Origin of the sequence: Variovorax sp. DAIF25 (genome assembly GCF_050711835.1) — a bacterium.
In the GTDB taxonomy this organism is placed as follows: domain Bacteria; phylum Pseudomonadota; class Gammaproteobacteria; order Burkholderiales; family Burkholderiaceae_C; genus Variovorax.
This window is the reverse complement of the sequence record NZ_CP136636.1, coordinates 3,944,573-3,965,340: the sequence shown is the minus strand read 5'-3', so window position 1 is coordinate 3,965,340 and position 20,768 is coordinate 3,944,573. Positions and strand designations below refer to the sequence as shown.

Here is a 20,768-nt window from a genome sequence, read left to right as displayed (position 1 = left end):
GCGTTAATGTCGTTTGTCGGCTCGGCCTCCGCGGGCGCACGATGCGGGCTCGATGTCATCTTCTTCCCGCCGCTCCGCTTCCGTCCCCGCCACGTCCGCGGCCTCTGTCTCCACCACCGACCGCAACTCCCGCCACGCCGCGCTCTCGCTCGGGCTCGCGCTGCCGGGCGACGTGGTGCTCTACCTGCTGCTGCCGATGTATGCCGCGCAGTTCGGCGTCACGCTCGCCGAGGCGGGGCTGCTGCTCGCGGCCAACCGGCTGGTGCGCATCGCCGGCTATGGCTGGGTGGCCGACTTCTATGCGCGCCACGGCGACCGCCGCACCTGCACGCTGGCCGTCGCGGGCGCGGTGCTGTGCTGCCTCGGCTATGCCACGCTCTCGGGGCTGTGGGCGCTGCTGCCGCTGCGGCTGCTCTGGGGCCTGTGCTTCGCGGCCTTCAACCTCTCGACGCAGGCGCTGGCCACGGCCGACCCCGTGGGCGCCGCGCGCCGCAGCGGCCGCTCGCGCGCCTTCATCGCGCTCGGTCCGGTGGTGGCGCTGCCGCTGGGCGCGGTGCTCGCGCACTGGAGCGGGCCGCGCACCATCTTCTGGCTGCTGGCCGCGGTGGCGCTGCTCGGGCTGCTGGCCGCGCGCCGGCTGCCGACGGCGCCGCATCCGGTCGCGGTGGCGGCCAAGCGCTTCCAGCGACCGAACAGCCTCGACGGCTGGTCCTTCATGGAAGGCCTGGCGCTCGACGGCCTGTTCATCGTCGGCCTGTCGTACCTCGGCAAGGACCTGCTGCCGGGCGCGGCGGTGGTGGTGGCCGGCGTGCTGATGGCGCTGCGCTACTTCTCCGAGATCGCGCTCGGTCCCGTGGGCGGCCGCATGGCCGAGCGCTTCGGCGCCGAGCGCCTGCTGGTGAGCCTGTCGCTGCTCACGGCGCTGGCGCTGGTGGGCTTCGGCCTCGGTTGGCTCTGGAGCTGCGCGGCGCTGATCGTGGTGCTGCGCGCCTTGCAACTGCCGCTGATCGCGCCCATCGTCGCGCACCGCACGCCCGGACCCGAGCGGGTGCAGGCGCTGGCCGCGCGCTCGACCTGGCGCGACATCGGCGCGGGCGCCGGGCCGGTGCTGGCCGGGCTGCTGCTGCCCATCGCCTCGTCGGCCTGGGTCTACGGCGTGGCGGCGGTGCTGCTGGCCGCCATGGCCATCGCCTGCGGGCGCAGTGCCGCGAAACTCGAGCCCTCCCGGGATTCCCTTCACCATCGACCGTCATGACCCACGACCCGCACGCGATCCAGACCCTGGCCCAGCTCCAGTCCCTGTTCGGCCAGCCCGGCGAAGCCTCGCTCAAGAAGGAGATCGACTGGCTGCATCCGTCCTACCGGGCGCTGATCGAGGCCTCGCCGTTCGCGGTGCTCGCCACCCTCGGGCCGGACGGCCTCGATGCCTCGCCGCGCGGCGATCCGCCGGGCTTCGTGGCGGTGAAGGACGAGAAGACGCTGTGGATGCCCGAGCGCCGCGGCAACAACCGCATCGACAGCCTGCGCAACATCGTGGCCGATCCGCGCGTGGCGCTGCTGTTCCTGATCCCGGGCGTGGGCGAGACCCTGCGCGTCAACGGCCGCGCGCGGATCACGGCCGATCCCACGCTGCTCGCGCGTTTCGCGGTGGAGGGCAAGGCGCCGCAGTGCGTGATCGAGATCGCCGTGGACACCGTGTTCTTCCAGTGCGCCCGCGCGATCCAGCGTTCGCGGCTGTGGGCGCCGCGGCCCGACGAGGCGCGGCCCGACGTGCCCACGCCCGGCGCGATCCTGTCGGCGCTGACCGATGCCGCCTTCGACGGCGCGAGCTACGACCGCGAGCTGCCGGCGCGGCAGAAGGCCACGCTTTACTGAAGAGGCGCAAATTTTTTTTGCGAAGGACTGAGGGTTTGGCACCCTTCGTTCGTCTTCAGGAGGTCGGACCCGTTCCGGCCTCTCGAAGACAGCGAAGAAAGCCCCGCCCATGCACCCCGGTCATTCCCCGTTCGAATCCCTGCAGCCACCCGCCGCGCCGCGCCGCCGCTCCAAGTCCTTCGTGCTGCGCTGGTGCGGCAACGGCTGTGGCGAGGTGGCGGTGGTCGGGCCGCTGGGCTGGTGGCCCTGCTGCTCGAAGGAGTGCTGGGAGGCCTGGCACCAGCTCGAGACCGCCAAGGCCGCGGAAGCGACGCGGCTGGCCGGCGCGGAACTGCGCGCTGGCGCCTGAACGGTCTCAGGCCCGTCCGGGCGCCGCGGCCTGCTCGGTGCGCGCGTCGTGGCCGATGATCAGCACCAGCACGAAGGCCACGGCCGCCAGCAGCGCGAGGAAGATCACCGCGTAGATGTCGTTGCCCATGCGGTCCTTGAGCGTGCCGAAGATGGTCGGGCCGATGTAGCCGCCGAGGTTGCCGATCGAGTTGATCCAGGCGATGCCCGCGGCCGCGGCGGTGCCGCTGAGCATCGCGGTGGGCAGGGTCCAGAAGGTCGGCAGGGCGCTGAAGATGCCGAAGGCCGCGAGCGTCACGGCCGCCATCTTCGGCACCGGCGCGCTGGTCTCGGCCGCCAGCACCAGGCCGACGAAGATGCAGGCCAGCGGGATCAGCAGGAACCACTTGCGTTCCTTGCGCGCATCGGAGGCGCGGGTCCAGAACAGCATCGCGATCGCACCCACCAGGTAGGGGAAGGCGTTGATGAAGCCGATCTCCACGTTGCCCAGCCCGCCGAAGCCCTTGATGATCTGCGGCAGGAAGAAGCTCAGGCCGTACAGCGGCACCGTGATGCCCATGTAGACGAAGCCCAGGCCGATCACGCGCGGGTTCAGCAGCGACTGCTTCCACGAGATCTGGTTGATCGACTCGCGGTTGCGCCGCTCGGCATCGAGCGTGCCCTGCAGCCACGTGCGCTCCTCGTTCGTGAGCCACTTCGCGTCCTTCGGACCGTCGGGCAGGTAGAACAGCACGAAGAAGGTCAGGATCAGCGAGGGGATCGCCTCGAGGATGAACAGCCACTGCCAGCCGTGCATGCCGCCCATCCCGTCCATGTTGAGGATGAAGCCCGAGATCGGCGAGCCGATCACGGTGGAGATCGGGATCGCGAACATGAACCAGCCGACGATGCGCGCGCGGTAGGCCGAGGGGAACCACAGCGTGATGTAGAAGATGACGCCGGGGAAGAAGCCGGCCTCGGCGATGCCGAGCAGGAAGCGCACGACGTTGAAGCTGGTCGAGCCGCCGACCCAGGCCTGGGCCGCCGACAGGATGCCCCAGCTGAACATGATCCGCGCGATCCAGCGGCGCGCGCCGAAGCGCTCGAGCGCCATGTTGCTCGGCACCTCGAACAGGAAGTAGGCAATGAAGAAGATGCCGGCCGCGCTGCCGAACACGGCCGCGCTGAAGCCCAGGTCCTTCGACATGGCGGCGCCCGCGAAGCCGAGGTTCACGCGGTCGAGGTAGGCGATGAAATAGCTGACCATGAGCAGCGGCAACAGCCGCCAGCTCATCTTCGAGATGGTTCTCTGCTCGATCGGATTCACGTGTTGTCTCCTGTTGTGTGTGTGATATGGGAGGCGTTGAGGAAAGCCGCGGCCGTCGCCGGCCGCCGGACCATGTTAGGCCGGCCGGGCCGGCATTCCTGACACGGAAATGACCGAGGCGGGAAAGCACGGGGCAGGGCGCTTGTGCACCTTCCGCGGCCGGCCTGCATCGGGCCCGGGACTCGACCGGTTCGCGCATATGGTTATCGCTTTTCCATCGTTCCGGCCCCCGGGGCGCGGGTATAGCCTTCGTGACGATCCACGCTTTGCGACCCGCCCCGATGTCCACGAACGCCGCTTCCTCCCCGTCTTCCTCCCCCGCCGAACCCACCGCCTCCCGGGGTCCCGCCGTCGCCTGGATTGCGGGCGTCGGTGCGAGCGCGGGCCTCGGTGCCGCGCTCGCGCGGCGCTTCGCTCACGAGGGCCTGGTCGTCGCGCTGACCGGCCGCACGCCGCAGCAGCTCGAGGCCGTGGCCGCCGAGATCGCGGCCGCGGGCGGCACGGCCCATGCCTTCGCGGCCGACGTGGCGAGCGAGGCCGAGGTGCACGGCGTCGGCCAGCGCGTGCGCGCGCTTGGGCCGCTGTCGGTGGCGGTGTTCAATGCCTCCAGCGCGGCGCGCGCGCCCACGCTCGAGATCTCGGTCGAGCAGTTCACCCAGGCCTGGCGCACCAGCACGCTCGGCGGCTTCGTGTTCGCGCGCGAGGCGCTGCGCGGCCTGCTGGCCAACCCCTTCGACGGCGCCACGCCCGCGGGGCGCGGCAGCCTGCTGTTCACGGGCGCCACCGCCGCGCTGCGCGGCAAGCCGCCGTTCGCGGCCTTCGCGGCCGCCAAGGCCGGGCTGCGTTCGCTGAGCCAGAGCCTGGCGCGCGAGTTCGGGCCGCAGGGCATCCATGTCGCCCATGTCGTGATCGACGGCGGCATCGACGGCGAGCGGCTGCGCAGCGGGGCGCCCCAGCGCGCGGCGCAGGCTGGCGAGGACGGGCTGCTGCAGCTCGATGCCATCGCCGAGAGCTACTGGCAGCTGCATGCCCAGCATCGCAGCGCCTGGACGCAGGAACTCGACCTGCGGCCGTTCAAGGAACCCTTCTGATTCAGAACGAGGAGCGCATGAGTTCCGCATCGCCATTCAGTCCGCACGAGCATCCGCTCATCGCCACCCTGCCATCGGTCGAGGCCGAGCTCAACTACCTGAAGCCGGGCCAGGGCCGGCCCGCGAGCTACACCTTCGAGCCGCCGCCGGGCACGCCCTGGGTCACGGGCGAGCTCGAGGCGCGGCGCGTGGCCATCCGCGACGGCCGCCCGCTGGTGGCGCTGCGCGAGCTCTCGCTCGACCGCAGCGGCTTCACCCAGATCGCGCACCGCAGCGTGCTGGCCGACTTCTCGCAGGACGCGACCATCCGCGATCTCTACTACCGCGAGTCCGAGGCGCTGCTGCGCGACGTGACCGGGGCCGAGAAGATCGTGGTGTTCGACCACACGCTGCGCGACAGCGCCCAGGGTTCGCGCCGCACCTCGGAACTGCGCGAGCCGGTGCGCCGCGTGCACGACGACCAGACGCCGGCCTCGGCGCGGCGCCGCGTCACCGACCACCTGCCGCCCGACGAGGCGGCCGAGCGGCTCGCGAAGCGCTTCGCGATCGTCAACCTGTGGCGGCCGCTGGCCACGGTGGAGCGGCTGCCGCTCGCGCTGTGCGATGCGCGCTCCATCGATCCCTCGGACCTGGTGCCCAGCGACCTGATCTACCCCGACAAGGTGGGCGAGACCTATTCCTTCACCTGGAACCCGAAGCACCGCTGGTACTGGTTCCCGCGGCTGCGGCCCGACGAGGCGCTGCTGCTGAAGATCTTCGATTCGCGCGAGGACGGCACGGCGCGGCTCACGGCCCACACGGCCTTCGAGGACCCGACCGGCTCGCCCGAGGCGCCGCCACGCCGCAGCATCGAGCTGCGCGCGCTGGTGTTCTGGGACAAGCCGTGAGCGCGCGCAAGCAGCTGCGGCTGGGCGCCTTCATGCGCCCGGTCAGCATCCATACCGGCGCCTGGCGCTATCCGGGCGCCTGGCCCGACGCCAACTTCAACTTCGAGCGGCTCAAGCAGCTCGCGCAGACGCTGGAGCGCGGGCGCTTCGACGCCTTCTTCATGGCCGACCACCTCGCGCTGCTCAACATGCCGATCGAGGCCTTGCAGCGCAGCCACACGGCCACCTCGTTCGAGCCCTTCACCCTGCTGTCGGCGCTGGCACAGCACACGCAGTACCTGGGGCTGATCGCCACCGCCTCGACCACCTTCGACGAACCGTTCCACATCGCGCGCCGCTTCGCCTCGCTCGACCACCTGAGCGGCGGCCGCGCGGGCTGGAACATCGTGACCACCTCGAACCCCGACGCGGCGCTGAACTTCGGCCGCGAGGACCACATGGAGCACGACGCGCGCTACGACCGCGCGCGCGAGTTCTACGACGTGGTGACCGGCCTGTGGGACAGCTGGGCCGACGACGCTTTCGTGCGCGACGTCGACAGCGGCCGCTTCTTCGATCCGGCCAAGCTGCACGTGCTGGGCCACAAGGGCGAGCACCTGTCGGTGCGCGGGCCGCTGCACATCGCGCGGCCGGTGCAGGGCTGGCCGGTGATCGTGCAGGCCGGCGCCTCGGAGGCCGGACGCCAGCTCGCGGCCGAGACGGCCGAGCTGATCTTCGCGGCACCGGGCACGCTGGCGAACGCGCGCGCCTTCTATGCCGACGTCAAGTCGCGCATGCGCAAGCTCGGGCGCGATCCCGAGCATCTCAAGATCCTGCCGGGCGCCTTCACCATCGTGGCCGACACGGTCGACGAGGCGAAGGCGATCCGCGCCAAGCTCGACAGCCTGGTGCACTACGACAGCGCGATCGCCTCGCTGTCGATCGCGCTGGGCCACGACGCCTCCAGCTTCGACCCCGACGGCCCGCTGCCCGAGGTGCCGCCCACCAACGCGAGCCAGAGCGGGCGCGAGCGCGTGATCGAGCTGGCCCGGCGCGAGAACCTCACGGTGCGCCAGCTCGCGCAGCGCTTGGGCGGCTATGGCGGCCTGGCCTTCGTCGGGACCGCCCAGAGCATCGCCGACGAGATGCAGGAATGGCTCGAGAGCGAGGGCTCGGACGGCTTCAACGTGATGTTCCCCTGGCTGCCCGGCGGGCTCGATGCCTTCGTCGACCGCGTGGTGCCCGAACTGCAGCGCCGTGGCATCTTCAGGCAGGAATACGAAGGTCGTACCCTGCGCGAGAACCTGGGCCTGCCGCGGCCGGTCAACCGTTTCTTTTCGCAAGATTAGCGGGGCCGGGGCGAGGGGACACTGGGCGCGCCGCCGGCGCGCGGGCGGCGCATTGGCGACAATCGCCCCAATGCGTTCCTCTCCCTTCTTCCGCATGGCCCTGCTGCTGGGCCTGCTCTCCGCCATCGGTCCCTTCGCCATCGACATGTACCTGCCGGCCCTGCCGGCCATCGGCCAGAGCCTGCGCGCCGACATCGGCGCGGTCCAGATGAGCCTCACGGCCTTCTTCATCTCGCTGGGCGCGGGCCAGCTGCTGTACGGGCCGGTCTCCGACATGGTGGGCCGCAAGCCGCCGCTGTACGCGGGCCTCGCGGTGTTCGCGATCGCCAGCGTGGGCTGCGCGCTGGCGACCGACATCCAGACCCTGATCGCGCTGCGCTTCATCCAGGGCCTGGGCGCCGCGGCCGGCATGGCGATCCCGCGCGCGGTGGTGCGCGACCTGCACACCGGCACCGATGCCGCGCGGCTGATGTCGCTGCTGATGCTGGTGTTCAGCATCTCGCCGATCCTCGCGCCGCTGGTGGGCAGCGGCGTGATCGCGGTCACTGGCTGGCGCGGCGTGTTCTGGGCCGTCACCATCGCGGCCGTCGCCGGCCTCGCGATGATGGCCACCTTGCTCGCCGAGACCCGGCCGGCCTCGGAGCGCGTCGAGAGCAGCATCGGCAGCGCGCTTTCGGCCTACTGGCTGCTGCTGCGCGACCGCCACTACCTCGGCCTGGTGTTCATCGGCAGCTTCGCGATGGCGGGCTTCTTCACCTACCTCGCGAACTCCTCGTTCGTGATGATCGACCACTACGGCCTGTCGCCCGCGCTCTACAGCGTGGCCTTCGGCGTGAACGCCGCCGCCTTCTTCGGCGCCTCGCAGTTCAACGGCGCGCTCGGCGAGCGCTTCGGCCTGGCGCGGCTGGTGAAGTTCGGCGTGGCCGGCTGCGGCGTGGCGATGGTCGCCATGTTCGCCTACTACGCCATGGGCGGCGACAGCCTGTGGGTGATGATCGTGCTGTACTTCATCGCCTCGGGCTTCATGGGCTTCGTGATCCCGACCACCGGCGTGCTGGCGCTCGAGATGCACGGCGCCATCGCCGGCACCGCCTCGGCGCTGCTGGGCACGCTGCAGATGCTGACCGGCGCGGTGGCGATGGCGGTGGTGGGGGCCTTCACAGACGGCGGCCCGCTGCCGATGGTGACCGGCATGGCCGCGGGCGCGCTGATCGCCGGCGTGCTGACCTGGCTCACGCTGGGCGGCGACCGCGGCACGCAACCGGCGCGTCGGGTGCAGGAGGCCTGATGAGCAGCGTGGCGGCCAGCGTGGGCACCGAGGGCGGCGCGCGCGTCATCGACGGCCTCGATCAGCCCGCGCGGCGCTGGTCGATGCTGGTCATCATCCTCGGGCTGATCGTCTCGGTGCTCGACGGCACCATCGTCAACCTCGCGCTGCCTGGCATCGCGCGCGAACTCAACGCCAGCGCCTCGCAGTCGATCTGGGTGGTCAACGCCTACCAGATCGCCATCCTCGTGATGCTGCTGCCGCTGGCCTCGCTGGGCGACCTGGTCGGCTACCGCCGCGTCTACCTGGTGGGCATGGCGGTGTTCACGCTGTCCTCGGCGGCCGCCACCTTCGCCAACTCGCTGACCACGCTGATCGCCGCGCGCGCCTTCCAGGGCCTGGGCGCGGCCGGCATCATGAGCGTGAACGCGGCGCTGGTGCGGCTGACCTATCCGTCCTCGCAGCTCGGCAAGGGCATGGCGATCAACTCGCTGGTGGTCGCCACCTCCTCGGTGGCCGGGCCCTCGGTGGCGGCGGCGATCCTGTCGGTGGCCTCGTGGCCGTGGCTGTTCGCCATCAACGTGCCGCTGGGCATCGTCACCTTCGCGCTCGGCATGAAGGCGCTGCCCTTCAACCGCGTGGCGCCGGCCGCGGGCCTGCGCTTCTCGCCGGTCGACGTGACGCTCAACGTGCTGATGTTCTCGCTGGTGTTCCTCGGCGTCGACCGCCTGGGCGTGCGCGAGGGCGGGGTGGAGGCGGGCGGCCCGCCGCTGAGCGCCTGGCTCACGCTGCTGGCCGGCGTGGCGGTGGGCTTCGTCTACCTGCGCCGGCAGCGCTCGCTGGCGGTGCCGCTGTTCCCGATCGACCTGCTGCGCATCCCGGTGTTCGCGCTCTCCATGGGCACCTCGGTGGCGGCCTTCTGCGCCCAGATGCTGGCCTACATCGCGCTGCCGTTCCTGCTGCTCGACGTCTACGGCCGCAGCCATTTCGAGGCCGGCCTGCTGATCACGGCCTGGCCGCTGGCGATCGTGGCGATGGCGCCGCTGGCCGGCCGCCTGATCGGCCGCTATCCCGACGGCCTGCTCGGCGGCATCGGCCTGGGGCTGATGGCTGCCGGCCTGTTCTCGCTGGCGCTGCTGCCGGCGCATCCGGTCAATGCCGACATCGCCTGGCGCATGGCGCTGTGCGGGCTGGGCTTCGGGCTGTTCCAGTCGCCGAACAACCACACCATCGTGACCTCGCCGCCCGCGCACCGAAGCGGTGCAGCCAGCGGCATGCTCGGCACGGCGCGGCTCACGGGCCAGACCCTGGGCGCGGTGGTGCTGGCCGGCGTCTTCAGCATCTGGAGCCCGCACGGCGGCCACGGGCCGGTGGTGGCGCTGGTGCTGGCCGGCTGTTGTGCCGGTATCGCCGCAATCTTCAGCAGCTTGCGGCTCAGGACGACGGGACACGCGGGCTGAATAGGTTAGGGTACGGCCCCATGAAGGAAGTACCTGACACGGTGGTATGCCCGGGCTGCGACGCGGTCTATGCCCGCGCCGAACTGCAGCCGCGCGAGGTCGCCCATTGCGCGCGCTGCGGCACCGAGATCGGCCGCCATCCGGGCGCGCAGGAAAGCCGCATCCTGCCGCTGACCGTGACCAGCCTCATCATGTTCGCGATCGCCAACCTGTTCCCGATCGTCGAGATCGAGCTGCAGGGCCTGCGCAGCCAGACCACGCTGGCCGGCGCGGTGGTGGTGCTCGGGTCCGAGGGCATGTCGGTGGTGGCGCTGCTGGTGCTGGCCACCACCATCCTGTTCCCGCTGCTGCAGCTGTGCATCCTGGTCTACCTGCTGATCCCGCTGCGGCGCGAGCATCGCCCGCTGGGTTTCGCGATCCTGGTGCGGCTGATGCAGTCGCTGCGGCCCTGGGGAATGATCGAGGTGTTCCTGCTCGGCGTGCTGGTGGCCGTGGTCAAGCTCTCGAGCATGGCGACGGTGGTGCCCGGGCCCGCGCTGTGGGCCTTCGTGGCGCTCACGGTCACGCTGACGGCGGTGCTGTCGTTCAACCCGGGCGCGTTCTGGGAGATGACCTTCCGCGCCGCCGGCGACGAGGACGAGGAGAGGGCTTCCGCATGAAGTTCCCTTCGCTGCGCCGCGCGCGCCCGCCCGAGCCGGAGCCTGCCGGGCACGAGCCGCACGCCGACGCGCCGGTCGTCACCGCCGCCTCGCTGGGCCTGCTGGCCTGCCCGCACTGCGCGGCCGTCTGGCGGGACGCGCAGGAGGGCGAGGCCTGCGGGCGCTGCGGCACGCACCTGCACACGCGCAAGCCGCAGAGCCTCACGCGCACCTGGGCCTTCCTGATCGCGGCCTGCATCATGTACATCCCGGCCAACCTGCTGCCGGTGATGATCACGCGCACGCTGTTCGGCGCGCAGTACGACACCATCCTCAGCGGGGTGATCTATTTCTGGGTCTCGGGCGCCTACGGGCTCGCGGCCATCGTCTTCATCGCGAGCTTCCTGGTGCCGCTGTTCAAGCTGGCGGTGCTGTTCCTGCTCGTGGTGATGGCGCAGCGCGGCAGCACCTGGCGGCAGCACGAGCGGGCCAAGCTCTATCACATCATCGAGATCATCGGCCGCTGGTCGATGCTCGACGTGTTCGTGGTGTCGCTGTTGACCGGGCTGGTGCAGATCCAGGGCTTCGCGGTGATCACCGCGGGCGTGGGCATCGCGGCCTTCGGCTCGGTGGTGGTGCTGACCATGCTGGCCTCGCTGAGTTTCGATCCGAAGCTCACCTGGGACAGCCGGCAGGCACAGGCCGTGCAAGAGAATTTCGAGAACAGGGAAGAACAAGCAGCATGAGTGAAGAAGAACAACCGCAAGACCGACCGGCGCCGTCCGCGCCGCCATTGCCGAGGCCGCAGGTCAAGCGCCGCCGCGAGTGGCTGCCCTCGCTGATCTGGCTGATCCCGATCGTGGCCGCGCTGGTCGGCGTGATGCTGGTGGCGCGCATCCTGATGGAGCGCGGCCCCGAGATCGTGCTGACCTTCAAGACCGCCGAGGGCCTGGAGGCCGGCAAGACCGCCGTCAAGTACAAGGACGTGCAGATCGGCCTGGTGCAGAGCCTGCGGCTGGCGCGCGACCGCTCGCACGTGCGCGTGCTGGTGCAGCTCAACAAGGAGGCCGAGGGCTTCACCTCGGAAGACTCGCGCTTCTGGGTCGTGCGGCCGCGGCTCGACACCTCGGGCATCTCGGGCCTGAACACGCTGCTGTCGGGCGCCTACATCGGCGCCGACGCCGGCGTGTCGAAGGAGACCTCGGGCGAATTCAAGGGCCTGGAGACGCCGCCCATCGTCACGCGCGACGACTCGGGCCAGCAGTTCCTGCTGCGCGCCGCCGACATCGGCTCGCTCGACGTCGGCTCGCCCGTGTACTTCCGCCGCATCAAGGTGGGGCAGGTGGCGGCCTACGAACTCGACGGCGACGGCCGCGGCGTGACGCTGCGCGTGTTCGTCAACGCGCCCTACGACAAGTTCGTGGGCGTCAACACGCGCTTCTGGCAGGCCAGCGGCATCGATGCGCAGCTCAGCGCCAGCGGCTTCACGCTGCGCACCCAGTCGCTCGCGACCATCCTGCTCGGCGGCATCGCGTTCCAGGCGCCCGAAGACGCCATGGGCCCGCTCGCGAAGGAGAACACCGCCTTCATGCTCGCGCCCGACGAGGTCACCGCGATGAAGGAGCCCGACGGCCCCTCGCAGACCCTGCTGATGTACTTCAACCAGTCGCTGCGCGGCCTGGTGCCGGGCGCGCCGGTCGACTTCCGCGGCGTGGTGATCGGCGAGGTCAAGTCGATCGGCGTCGAGTTCGACCGCGCCGAGCGCGAGTTCCGCATGCCGGTGCTGGTGCAGATCTATCCCGACCGGCTGCGCCGCCGCAGCGTCGATCGCACGAACGAGAAGGAACCGCGCTTCTCGCAGCAGGAGCGCCTGCGCTTCCTCACCGAGAAGGGCCTGCGCGCGCAGTTGCGCAACGGCAACCTGATCACGGGCTCGGTCTATGTCGCGCTCGACTTCTTCCCGAAGGCGCCGCCCGCGAAGATCGACCTGACGAAGAGCCCGATCGAGCTGCCGACCATGGCCAACAGCCTCGACGAGATCCAGTCGCAGGTGCAGGAGATCGCGAGCAAGCTCAACAAGGTGCCCTACGAGCAGATCGCGCAGGACCTGCGCACCACGCTGGCCACGCTCAACAAGACGCTGACCGCCACCGAGCAGACGGTGAGCCGCATCAACAACGACGTGACGCCCGAGCTGGCCGCGGCCATGAAGGACGTGCGCAAGACCGTGAACTCGGCCGAGCGCACGCTGGCCGACGACTCGCCGCTGCAGCAGGACACGCGCCAGATGCTGCAGGAGCTCACGCGCGCCGCCGGTTCGGTGCGCGTGCTGACCGACTACCTCGAACGCCATCCCGAATCGCTGCTGCGCGGCAAACCGGACGACAAGAAATGACGAAGACGCACAGCCGAACCCTTCTCGCCGGCATCGCCGTGCTGGCCACGCTCGCCGCGGGCTGCGCGAGCAAGCCCGACAGCTACTACACCCTTGCGAGCAGCGTGCCCGCGGACCAGATCGCCGCGCCCGCCGCCAGCGGCACCGTGCCGCTGGCCATCGAGCTCGCGCCCGTGGCCGTGCCCGAACGGCTGGCCCGGCCGCAGATGGTGGTGCGCAAGCCCGGCGGCAGCGTGCAGGTCGAGGTGCTCGAGCAGCACCGCTGGGCCTCGTCGTTCGAGAACGAGCTGCGCGACGCGCTGGCCAGCGGCATCGCCACGCGCCTGGGCGCGCTCGACGTCAGCAAGGGCGGCCGCCCCAACGTGCAGCCGGTGTGGCGCATCGCGGCGCAGCTCAAGCAGTTCGACGCGGTCGACGGCGGCCGTGTCGAAGCGGCCTTCAACTGGACCCTGCGGCGCGCCGACGAGCCGCGCACGCTGGTGTGCAGCTTCGAGGCCGGCGAACCGGTGGGCACCGGCTTGGACGCGGTGGCGCAGGGCGCCCAGCGCGTGACCGCCGCCGTGGCCGCGGCGATGGCGCGCAGCGTGGCCGCGGCGCGCGCCAATCCGTCGGCGACCGCCTGCGCGCTCTGAGCGAGTCGCTCCGAGGCGGCGCAGGACAGGGCGCACGGTGGGAGGGCCTGCTCTCCCCAGCGGGTCGTGGCAGGGGAGCGGAAGTCGGTGAAGCTCGCGATTCGACGAGACCCCAACGAAGCGGAGACCCTCGATGGCACAGATCGGCAAGACGCCCGGCGATGACACGCTGATCCGGCACGGCCGCGCCGGCGCCGAGGAAACGACCTGTCCCGAAGCCTCCAGGCCCTGGGTGCTGGCCGCGGCCATCGTCGGCTCGAGCATGGCCTTCATCGACGGCACCGTCGTCAACGTCGCGCTGCCCGCGATCCAGGCCGACCTGCGCGCCACCGCCTTCCAGGCGCAGTGGGTGGTCGAGTCCTATGCCTTGCTGCTGGCCGCGCTGCTGCTGGTGGGCGGCGCGCTCGGCGACCACTTCGGACGGCGCCGCGTGTTCGCGATCGGCGTCGCGGTCTTCGCGCTCTCGTCGGTGGCCTGCGCGCTCGCGGCCAGCGTGCAGCAGCTGATCGCCGCGCGCGCGGTGCAGGGCATCGGCGGCGCGCTGCTGGTGCCGGGCAGCCTGGCGCTGATCAGCGCGGCCTTTCCCGAGAAGCAGCGCGGCAAGGCCATCGGCACCTGGTCGGGCTTCAGCGGCATCACGGCCGCCGTGGGGCCGGTGCTCGGCGGCTTCCTGGTCGATCATTTCTCGTGGACCTGGGCCTTCCTGGTCAACGTGCCGATGGCGCTGCTGGTGCTGTGGATCTGCTGGCACCACGTGCCCGAGAGCCGCGGCGCCTCGGCCGGCGGCGGCCTCGATCCCTGGGGCGCGCTGCTGGCCACGGCCGGGCTCGGCGGCATCGTCTATGCGTTCATCGAGGCGCCCACGCAGGGCTGGACCTCGACGGCCGTGCTCGCGGCGCTGGCCATCGGCATCGCGGGCAGCGCGGGCTTCGTCGCCGTCGAGCGCCGCGTGCGCGCGCCGATGCTGCCGCTCTCGCTGCTGCGCATCGGCAACTTCAGCGGCGCCAACCTGCTGACCCTGCTGCTCTATGCGGCGCTCGGCGGCGGGCTCTATTTCTTCCCGCTCAACCTGATCCAGGTGCAGGGCTGGTCGGCCACGGCGGCCGGCGCGGCGCTGCTGCCCTTCATCCTCATCATGTTCGCGCTCTCGGGCTGGGCCGGCCAGCTGGTCGACCGCTTCGGGCCGCGGCTGCCGCTGGTGATCGGGCCCGCGATCGCGGCCGTGGGCTTCGCGCTGTTCGCGCTGCCCGGCGTGGGCGCGAGCTACTGGAGCGGCTTCCTGCCGGCCGTGGTGGTGCTGGGCCTGGGCATGACGGTGACCGTGGCGCCGCTCACCACCACCGTGATGAACGCGGTCGGCCCCGAGCTCGCGGGCGTGGCCTCGGGCGTGAACAACGCGGTCTCGCGCGCGGCCGCGGTGCTGGCCATCGCGGTCTTCGGCGCGATCATGGCCTGGGCCTTCGACGCCGCGCTGGCCGAGCACCTGCAGGCCGTGGGCGCCTCGGCGCAGGTGACGGCCTTCTTCGAAGGCGAGCGCGCCAAGCTTGCCGGCGCCGCCATGCCGCCGGGCGTGGATGCGGCCACGGCCGAGGCCCTGCGGCGCGCGGTGGCCGAAGCCTTCGTGGCGGGCTTCCGCTGGGTGATGCTGCTGAGCGCCGGGCTGGCGCTGCTCAGCGCGGCCAGTGCGTGGCGCATGATCGGCGGCAAGGGCGCCGTTCAGGACACCGTTCAGGCCGACTGAAGCCGCTCGGGCACGCGCTGCGCATGCTCGGCCAGGAAGGCGGCCAGCGTGCGGTTCACCACGTCGGGATCGGTGATGCTCAGGAAGTGCTGCCCGCCCTCGACCTCGACGCAGCGCGCCTGCGCGATGGCCGCGGCGATGCGGCGGCCGACCTCGATCGGGTAGGCGTTGTCGCGCGTGCCGTGCATCACCAGCACCGGCATGCGCAGCGCGCCCACCAAGGGCGCGATGGCATCGCGGCCGGCCAGCGCGTCGAAGGCCAGCTGCCACTGCACCGGGTTCCACGACTGCCAGGAACGCTTCCAGGCACCGGCGTCGAAGTCCGGGCCGAAGCAGACATGGGCCATGGCCTCGATCGCCTGCAGCGGCGGCGCCTCGAAGGACGAGGCCTGCACCTCGGCGACCAGGGCGCGGTAGGCCTCGCGCGTGGCCTCGGATTCGGCATCGATCGAGGAACCGAACACCGCCACGCTGGCGATGCGCGAAGGCGCGAGCAGCGCGGCACGCAGCGCGACGAAGCCGCCCTGGCTGGTGCCGGCGATGGCCGCGCGGTCGATGCCCAGGTGGTCGAGCAGCGCGAGCAGGTCGCGCGCCGAGTCCCAGAAGCCGAAGGGATGCTCGGCCGCGCTCTCGCCGTGGGCACGCTGGTCCCAGACGATGCAGCGGTGCGTGGCCGCGAAGTGGCGCAACTGCGGCGCGAACATCTCGGCGCGCATGCCGAAGCTGTGGCAGAACACCAGCGCGGGCTTGTGGCCGCCGGTGTCTTCGTAGCGCAGGCGATGGAAGGGCAGGGACAGGAAGGGCATGGGGATGTCTCCGAGGTGATCGATGGGATGGGGCCGCGACGCCGCGTCGGGGTCTGCGAGGTTGTACCGGCGGCCCGCCGTTCGTAGGATTCCGCGCTTGCTCTGTTCTTGTCCGGGATTGCTCAGTGAACCACGCGACCGCTCTTCCTGCCGCATCGTCCAGCTACGGCGCCAAGTACGCGGCGGCCGGCAGCCTCGCGCTCGCCGATTCGTTCGCGCGGCCCTGGCGCGGTTTCGGCGCCGAGATCCGCCGGCACGCGGCGGTCGACGCGCCCGGCTTCGTGCAGCCGGTGACCGAGGTGGCGATCGGCATCGCGGGCCATGGCCGGGTGTCGCGGCGCGCGGACGGCGAGGCCGAGCAGCGCTTCGAGGCGCAGCCGGGCCGCTTCTGCATCTGCCCGGGCGGGGTGCCGGTCGACCATCTGCGGCTGCAGGGGGAGGGCGTGGAGCTGCTGCACTTCTACGTGGGTGGCGGGCTCGACCCGGACTTCGCGGCCCGCACGGCGCTGGCCGACTGGCCCTATGCGGGCGGGCTGGCCGATCCGCTGGTGGCGCAGATCGGGCTGGCGATGGCGCAGGAGCTGCGGCAGGAAAGCAGCGGCGGCGAACTGCTGCTCGACACGCTGGGCCATGTGCTGCTGGCGCGCATCGGGCAGCGACACACGGGCGCGCCGGCGGCCAGTCCCGCCACGGCGGGCCGAGGCCTGTCGCCCGCGCGGCTGGCGCGCGTGCAGGCCTATCTGCAGGCCCATGTGGAACGCGCGCTGTCGCTCGAGGACATTGCGCGCGAAGCCTGCCTGAGCCGTTTCCATTTCGTGCGTGCGTTCAAGGCCTCGACGGGCCGCACGCCGCATCAATATCTGGGCAGCCTGCGGCTCGAGCTCGCGAAGTCGTTGCTGGCCGCGGGCCAGGAGAGCATCGAGGCGATCGCGTGGCGCCTGCAGTTCGCGAGCGCCTCGGGTTTCTCGCGCGCGTTCCGGCGCGAGCTGGGCCTCACGCCGTCGGCCTACGCGCAGGCGCTGCGGCGTCGCTGAGCAGGGTGTCGAGCTCGGCCCAGAGCGGATCGCACTGGCCGGCCCGGTAGGCGGCGGCCTTGAAGGCGGCGTGCTCGCCGCGGTAGGTCTCCCACAGGTCGCGATGGCCATCGGCGACGCAGGCGCGCACGTTGGCCAGCCGGTCGGCCGCCTTCACGGTCAGCGCGAGTTCCTGTTCGCCCTTCACATGCGACATGGCCGCATAGGTCCGCGCCTTGCGCTCCTTGCGGTTGGCACCGGGCGCGTCGCTCAGCAGCGCCACGCAGCCGGCCACCAGGGTGCCGAAGCGTTCGGCGACGTCGGCCACGGTGGCCTCGGTGTCCTCGACCACGTCGTGCAGGTAGCCCACGACCTGCGCCTGTTCCCCATAGGGCCGCAGCAGCGCGACCACTGCGTCGAGGTGATGGACGTAGGGATGCACGCCGTACTTCTGGTCGCCGTGCATCTGGATGGCGTAGCTTCTCGCGGCGTCGGGGAAGGTCTCTGGGGTCATGCGGACAACCCTAGCGGGTCGTGTGTTCTGTGGCAATGGCGTGGAGGGCGCGTTGTCGTGCGGGACGTGGAGATGCGACGGGGACGGGCTCACGCCGACGGGGTACTCCCCTCCGCGAATGTCCCCCGCCTTCGGCTCCTCCTTTATTTCGCTGCGGGGAGTACCCCATCGGCGTGAGCCTGGACACGACGGTCGTTGTACCGCCGGCACCACCGCAGCGCCCTCGTGCTCAGGGCAGTGGGTGCTTCCCGCAGCGAAATAAAGGAGGAGCCCGAAGGGCGGGGGACATTCGCGGAGGGAAGTACCCGCTGTCCTGTGCACGCGCCCCCAGCGCCCCAAAAAACCGCCGTTTACGAAGGAAAACACCTACCGAAACGACATTGCAGACTAGTTGGTGTATCGATACAGTAAATCGTTCCACAAAACGGGCGTTCGACCCCACAGGAGACAAGCCATGACCTCGATTTCACGCCGCCGCTTCGTCCAGTCATCGTCGGCCCTGCCGCTCGCGATGGCGGCCGCCGGCACGGGATTCACGCCCTTCGTCGCCGCGCAGGACAAGACCGTCGCGCTGCGCCTGTCGTCCTCGCACGTCGCCGACCTCAACTCCTCGCACTTCGCGTGGAATCAGCTCATGCAGGTCAACCTCAAGAAGGCCGTCGGCGAGCGCATCCGAATCGACTACTTTCCCAACAACCAACTCGGCAAGGAAAGCGACGTCGTGCAGCAGGTCAAGGTCGGCTCCATCGACATGATGCTCACCGGCTCCTCGATCTGGGCCACCGTCACGCCGCAGTTCGGCATGCTCGACCTCGGCTACCTGTTCGACAGCTACGAGCACGTCGCCAAGGCCCTCGACGGCGGCGTCGGCGCCAAGCTCAACGACATGCTCGTCAAGAGCACCGGCTGCCAGGTCATCACCTGGGGCCAGCACTACGGTGCGCGCAACGTCTACACCAAGCAGCCCGTGAAGTCCCTGGCCGAGGTGAAGAACGTCAAGCTGCGCGTGCTGCCCACGCCCGCCTTCATCGAGACCTTCAAGATCATGGGCGCCATCCCCACGCCCATCTCCTTCGGCGAGCTCTACATGGCCGCGCAGACCGGCGTCGTCGACGGCTTCGAGCACGATGCCGCCACCGTGCTCGCGAGCAAGCTCAATGAGGTCGTCAAGCACTGCTGGATGACCGAGCACCTGTTCAGCCCCATGGTCTGCATCGCCGGGCGCCGCGCCATGGACCGCATTCCGGCCGACCTGCGCCCGGCCTTCCTCAAGGCCGCGGCCGAATCGACCGCGCAGCAGCGCCAGATCGGCGCCGAGAAAGGGCAGAGTGCCATCGAGGAACTGAAGAAGCTGGGCCTGAGCTTCACGCCGATGGCGAAGAACGAGCGCGACCAGGTGCGCAAGGAGATGGAGGCCAGGCTCTGGTCGGCCTTCGCCAAGCAGTACCCCGAAACCGGGCCGCTGTTCGCCGCCATCAACGCCGCCCGCGCCTGACCGCATGTCCAGCGTCCTGCCCCCGATGGCCCCGGTCACGCCCGCCGTCCTGCCGCCCCTGCCGCCGCTTGCACCGCTGCCGGCCGCGGGCCACGGCCACGATCCGCGCGCCCTGGGCTTCAGCACCGCCCACCCCGCGGGCCGCGGCCTCGCCTGGCTCACGCGCGCCATGGAGAACGTGGCCGGCGTCGTGCTCGCGATCGATGTTCTCATCGTCTTCGTCTCGGTCGTGTTCCGCTACTTCCTGCACGATCCCTTCGACTGGGCCGAGGAGGTCGCGCGCGCGCTGATGGTGATCCAGGTCTTCTTCGGCGCCGCCACCGTGCTCGCGCGCAGCCAGCACGTGGGCGTCGACCTGTTCCGCGGCCTGCTGCCCGCGCGCTGGCAGCCCGCGCTGATCCAGTTCGGCAACTGGATCGTGGTCGGCGTCTCGGCCAGCCTGCTCGCCTCGTCGTGGGAGCTGCTGCTCGACGCCTACAACATGACCACCCCGATCGGCCTGCCGCAATGGATCTACGTCTACCCGGTGGTCATCGGCAGCCTGTTCATGACGCTCTTCGGCCTCGCCAACGCCGTCAACGGACCGGCCCGGCGCGTGTGGAGCACCCTGGCCGTCGGCATCGCGCTCACCGCCGCCGTCGTGGGCTGGAACGCCTTCGTGCCCGGCCACGCCATCGCGCCCTGGATGCTGCTGACCGCCGGCTTCCTCGGCGGCCTGATGCTCGGCGTGCCGATCGCCTTCGTGCTCGCGCTCTCGTCACTGGTGTTCTTCATGGCCGATCCCTCGCTGCCGATGCTGGTCTATTCGCAGCAGGTGATGGCCGGCACCGACCACTACGTGCTGCTCGCCATTCCCTTCTTCGTGCTGGCCGGCCTGCTGATGGAATCCAACGGCATGTCCTCGCGGCTGATCGAACTGCTGCTGCGCATGTTCGGGCGCGTGCGCGGCGGCCTGGGCCTGATCACCATCACGGCCACCGCCTTCTTCTCGGGCGTCTCGGGCTCCAAGCTGGCCGACATCGCCGCGGTCGGCGGCATCATCATGCCGGCCGTGCGCAAGACGAAACAGGACCCGAACGAGACCGCGGGCCTGCTGGCCTGCACCGCCGTGATGGCCGAGACCATCCCGCCGTGCATCAACATGATCATCATGGGCTTCGTCGCCAACATCTCGATCGCCGGGCTGTTCATGGCCGGCCTCGTGCCCGCCGTGGTGCTCGCGCTCTCGCTGGCCGCGGTCACCATCTACGTCGGTGCGCGCATCGACCCCGACCAGGCCTTCGACGTGCGCACGCCCATGTTCCGCCTGCTCGGCGGCGCGCTGGTCGCGCTGGTGATGGTGGCGATGATCGGCAAGGGCGTGACCTCGGGCGTCGCGACCTCGACCGAGGTCTCGTCCTTCGCCGTGGTCTATGCGCTGGTGGTGGGCTGGCTGGCCTTCCGCGAGCTCACCTGGTCGTCGGTGGCGCGGCTGTTCGTGCGCTCGGCCTCGATGGCGGGCAGCATCCTGTTCATCGTGGCGGCCGCGTCCAGCCTCTCGTTCGCGCTGACAATCCAGCAGATCCCGCAGTACCTGTCGTCGTTCATGATCGAGTTCGCGCACGCATGGGGCAGCACCATGTTCGTGATGCTCTCGGTGCTGATCATGATCGTGTTCGGCGCCATCCTCGAGGGCGCGCCCGCGCTCATCATCTTCGGGCCGTTGCTGACACCGATCGCGGCGCAGCTGGGCGTCAATCCGCTGCACTTCGGCACCGTGATGGTCATCGCCATGGGCTTCGGACTGTTCGCGCCGCCGGTGGGGCTGGGGCTGTTCGCCACCTGCGCCATCACCGGCACCCAGGTGAAGGACGTGGCGCGGCCGATGATGAAATACCTCGCGGTGCTGTTCGTCACCCTGGTGCTGCTGGTGCTGGTGCCGGCCTTCTCGGTCTGGCTGCCCACGCGCATGGGGCTGTGACGACGCACGACT

The 20,768-nt window shown here is 70.6% G+C and carries 19 protein-coding genes; 16 read left to right on the top strand and 3 right to left on the bottom strand.

Going from position 1 to position 20,768, the window contains the following annotated elements:
* Window positions 1-52 precede the first annotated feature (52 nt).
* The 3 genes from R0232_RS18465 (at window position 53) to R0232_RS18455 (ending at window position 2,224) form a co-directional block, all read left to right on the top strand.
* Entirely contained in the window at window positions 53-1,255 is a 1,203-nt protein-coding gene (locus tag R0232_RS18465; protein WP_431509004.1) for an MFS transporter, read from the top strand.
* Window positions 1,252-1,875 (top strand): pyridoxamine 5'-phosphate oxidase family protein, encoded by a 624-nt coding sequence (locus R0232_RS18460; RefSeq protein ID WP_431509003.1) that lies wholly within the window; start codon window positions 1,252-1,254, stop codon window positions 1,873-1,875. Before R0232_RS18465 ends, R0232_RS18460 begins: the two co-directional genes overlap by 4 nt.
* A 109-nt stretch (window positions 1,876-1,984) precedes the next feature.
* Window positions 1,985-2,224, top strand: coding sequence for a hypothetical protein (locus tag R0232_RS18455; protein ID WP_296782680.1), 240 nt, complete (start codon window positions 1,985-1,987; stop codon window positions 2,222-2,224).
* 6 nt (window positions 2,225-2,230) lie between these two features.
* Here R0232_RS18455 and R0232_RS18450 read toward each other — a convergent pair whose 3' ends face one another.
* Window positions 2,231-3,529, bottom strand: a complete 1,299-nt coding sequence (locus tag R0232_RS18450; RefSeq protein ID WP_431509002.1) for an MFS transporter — start codon at window positions 3,527-3,529, stop codon at window positions 2,231-2,233.
* Between the two features lie 281 nt (window positions 3,530-3,810).
* Here R0232_RS18450 and R0232_RS18445 point away from each other — a divergent pair, with 281 nt between their 5' ends.
* The 10 genes from R0232_RS18445 to R0232_RS18400 all read left to right on the top strand — a co-directional run bounded on the left by R0232_RS18445 (window position 3,811) and on the right by R0232_RS18400 (window position 14,968).
* Complete coding sequence (locus R0232_RS18445) at window positions 3,811-4,620, top strand: SDR family NAD(P)-dependent oxidoreductase (protein WP_431509001.1); 810 nt, start codon at window positions 3,811-3,813, stop codon at window positions 4,618-4,620.
* Between the two features lie 17 nt (window positions 4,621-4,637).
* Window positions 4,638-5,507: a CmcJ/NvfI family oxidoreductase gene (locus R0232_RS18440; protein WP_431509000.1), complete on the top strand. Its 870-nt coding sequence runs from the start codon at window positions 4,638-4,640 to the stop codon at window positions 5,505-5,507.
* Window positions 5,508-5,539: 32 nt separating this feature from the next.
* Complete coding sequence (locus R0232_RS18435) at window positions 5,540-6,835, top strand: LLM class flavin-dependent oxidoreductase (protein ID WP_431512905.1); 1,296 nt, start codon at window positions 5,540-5,542, stop codon at window positions 6,833-6,835.
* A 70-nt stretch (window positions 6,836-6,905) separates the two neighbouring features.
* Entirely contained in the window at window positions 6,906-8,123 is a 1,218-nt protein-coding gene (locus tag R0232_RS18430) for a multidrug effflux MFS transporter (protein WP_208512690.1), read from the top strand.
* A complete protein-coding gene (locus R0232_RS18425; protein ID WP_431508999.1) occupies window positions 8,123-9,562 on the top strand; it encodes an MFS transporter in 1,440 nt (479 codons plus the stop codon). Before R0232_RS18430 ends, R0232_RS18425 begins: the two co-directional genes overlap by 1 nt.
* A 20-nt stretch (window positions 9,563-9,582) precedes the next feature.
* Window positions 9,583-10,221: a paraquat-inducible protein A gene (locus tag R0232_RS18420; protein ID WP_431508998.1), complete on the top strand. Its 639-nt coding sequence runs from the start codon at window positions 9,583-9,585 to the stop codon at window positions 10,219-10,221.
* Complete coding sequence (locus tag R0232_RS18415) at window positions 10,218-10,946, top strand: paraquat-inducible protein A (RefSeq protein WP_431508997.1); 729 nt, start codon at window positions 10,218-10,220, stop codon at window positions 10,944-10,946. The genes R0232_RS18420 and R0232_RS18415 overlap by 4 nt, the downstream gene beginning before the upstream one ends.
* Window positions 10,943-12,595, top strand: a complete 1,653-nt coding sequence (locus R0232_RS18410; protein WP_431508996.1) for an intermembrane transport protein PqiB — start codon at window positions 10,943-10,945, stop codon at window positions 12,593-12,595. Before R0232_RS18415 ends, R0232_RS18410 begins: the two co-directional genes overlap by 4 nt.
* Window positions 12,592-13,227: a PqiC family protein gene (locus R0232_RS18405; protein WP_431508995.1), complete on the top strand. Its 636-nt coding sequence runs from the start codon at window positions 12,592-12,594 to the stop codon at window positions 13,225-13,227. Before R0232_RS18410 ends, R0232_RS18405 begins: the two co-directional genes overlap by 4 nt.
* Window positions 13,228-13,360: 133 nt before the next feature.
* Window positions 13,361-14,968, top strand: coding sequence for an MFS transporter (locus R0232_RS18400; protein WP_431508994.1), 1,608 nt, complete (start codon window positions 13,361-13,363; stop codon window positions 14,966-14,968).
* Here R0232_RS18400 and R0232_RS18395 read toward each other — a convergent pair.
* A complete protein-coding gene (locus R0232_RS18395; protein WP_431508993.1) occupies window positions 14,956-15,774 on the bottom strand; it encodes an alpha/beta fold hydrolase in 819 nt (272 codons plus the stop codon). The two genes, R0232_RS18400 and R0232_RS18395, sit on opposite strands and share 13 nt — an antisense overlap.
* Before the next feature lie 125 nt (window positions 15,775-15,899).
* Here R0232_RS18395 and R0232_RS18390 point away from each other — a divergent pair, with 125 nt between their 5' ends.
* A complete protein-coding gene (locus tag R0232_RS18390) occupies window positions 15,900-16,808 on the top strand; it encodes a helix-turn-helix domain-containing protein (protein ID WP_431508992.1) in 909 nt (302 codons plus the stop codon).
* On the opposite strand, the gene R0232_RS18385 is transcribed toward R0232_RS18390, so the two are convergent.
* Entirely contained in the window at window positions 16,768-17,301 is a 534-nt protein-coding gene (locus R0232_RS18385) for an HD domain-containing protein (RefSeq protein ID WP_431508991.1), read from the bottom strand. The two genes, R0232_RS18390 and R0232_RS18385, sit on opposite strands and share 41 nt — an antisense overlap.
* A 454-nt stretch (window positions 17,302-17,755) precedes the next feature.
* Between R0232_RS18385 and R0232_RS18380 the strand changes: the two genes are divergently transcribed.
* Together R0232_RS18380 and R0232_RS18375 are read left to right on the top strand one after the other, a co-directional pair.
* Complete coding sequence (locus R0232_RS18380; protein WP_431508990.1) at window positions 17,756-18,796, top strand: TRAP transporter substrate-binding protein; 1,041 nt, start codon at window positions 17,756-17,758, stop codon at window positions 18,794-18,796.
* A 4-nt stretch (window positions 18,797-18,800) separates the two neighbouring features.
* Entirely contained in the window at window positions 18,801-20,756 is a 1,956-nt protein-coding gene (locus R0232_RS18375; protein WP_431508989.1) for a TRAP transporter large permease subunit, read from the top strand.
* The last annotated feature ends 12 nt before the right edge of the window (window positions 20,757-20,768 follow it).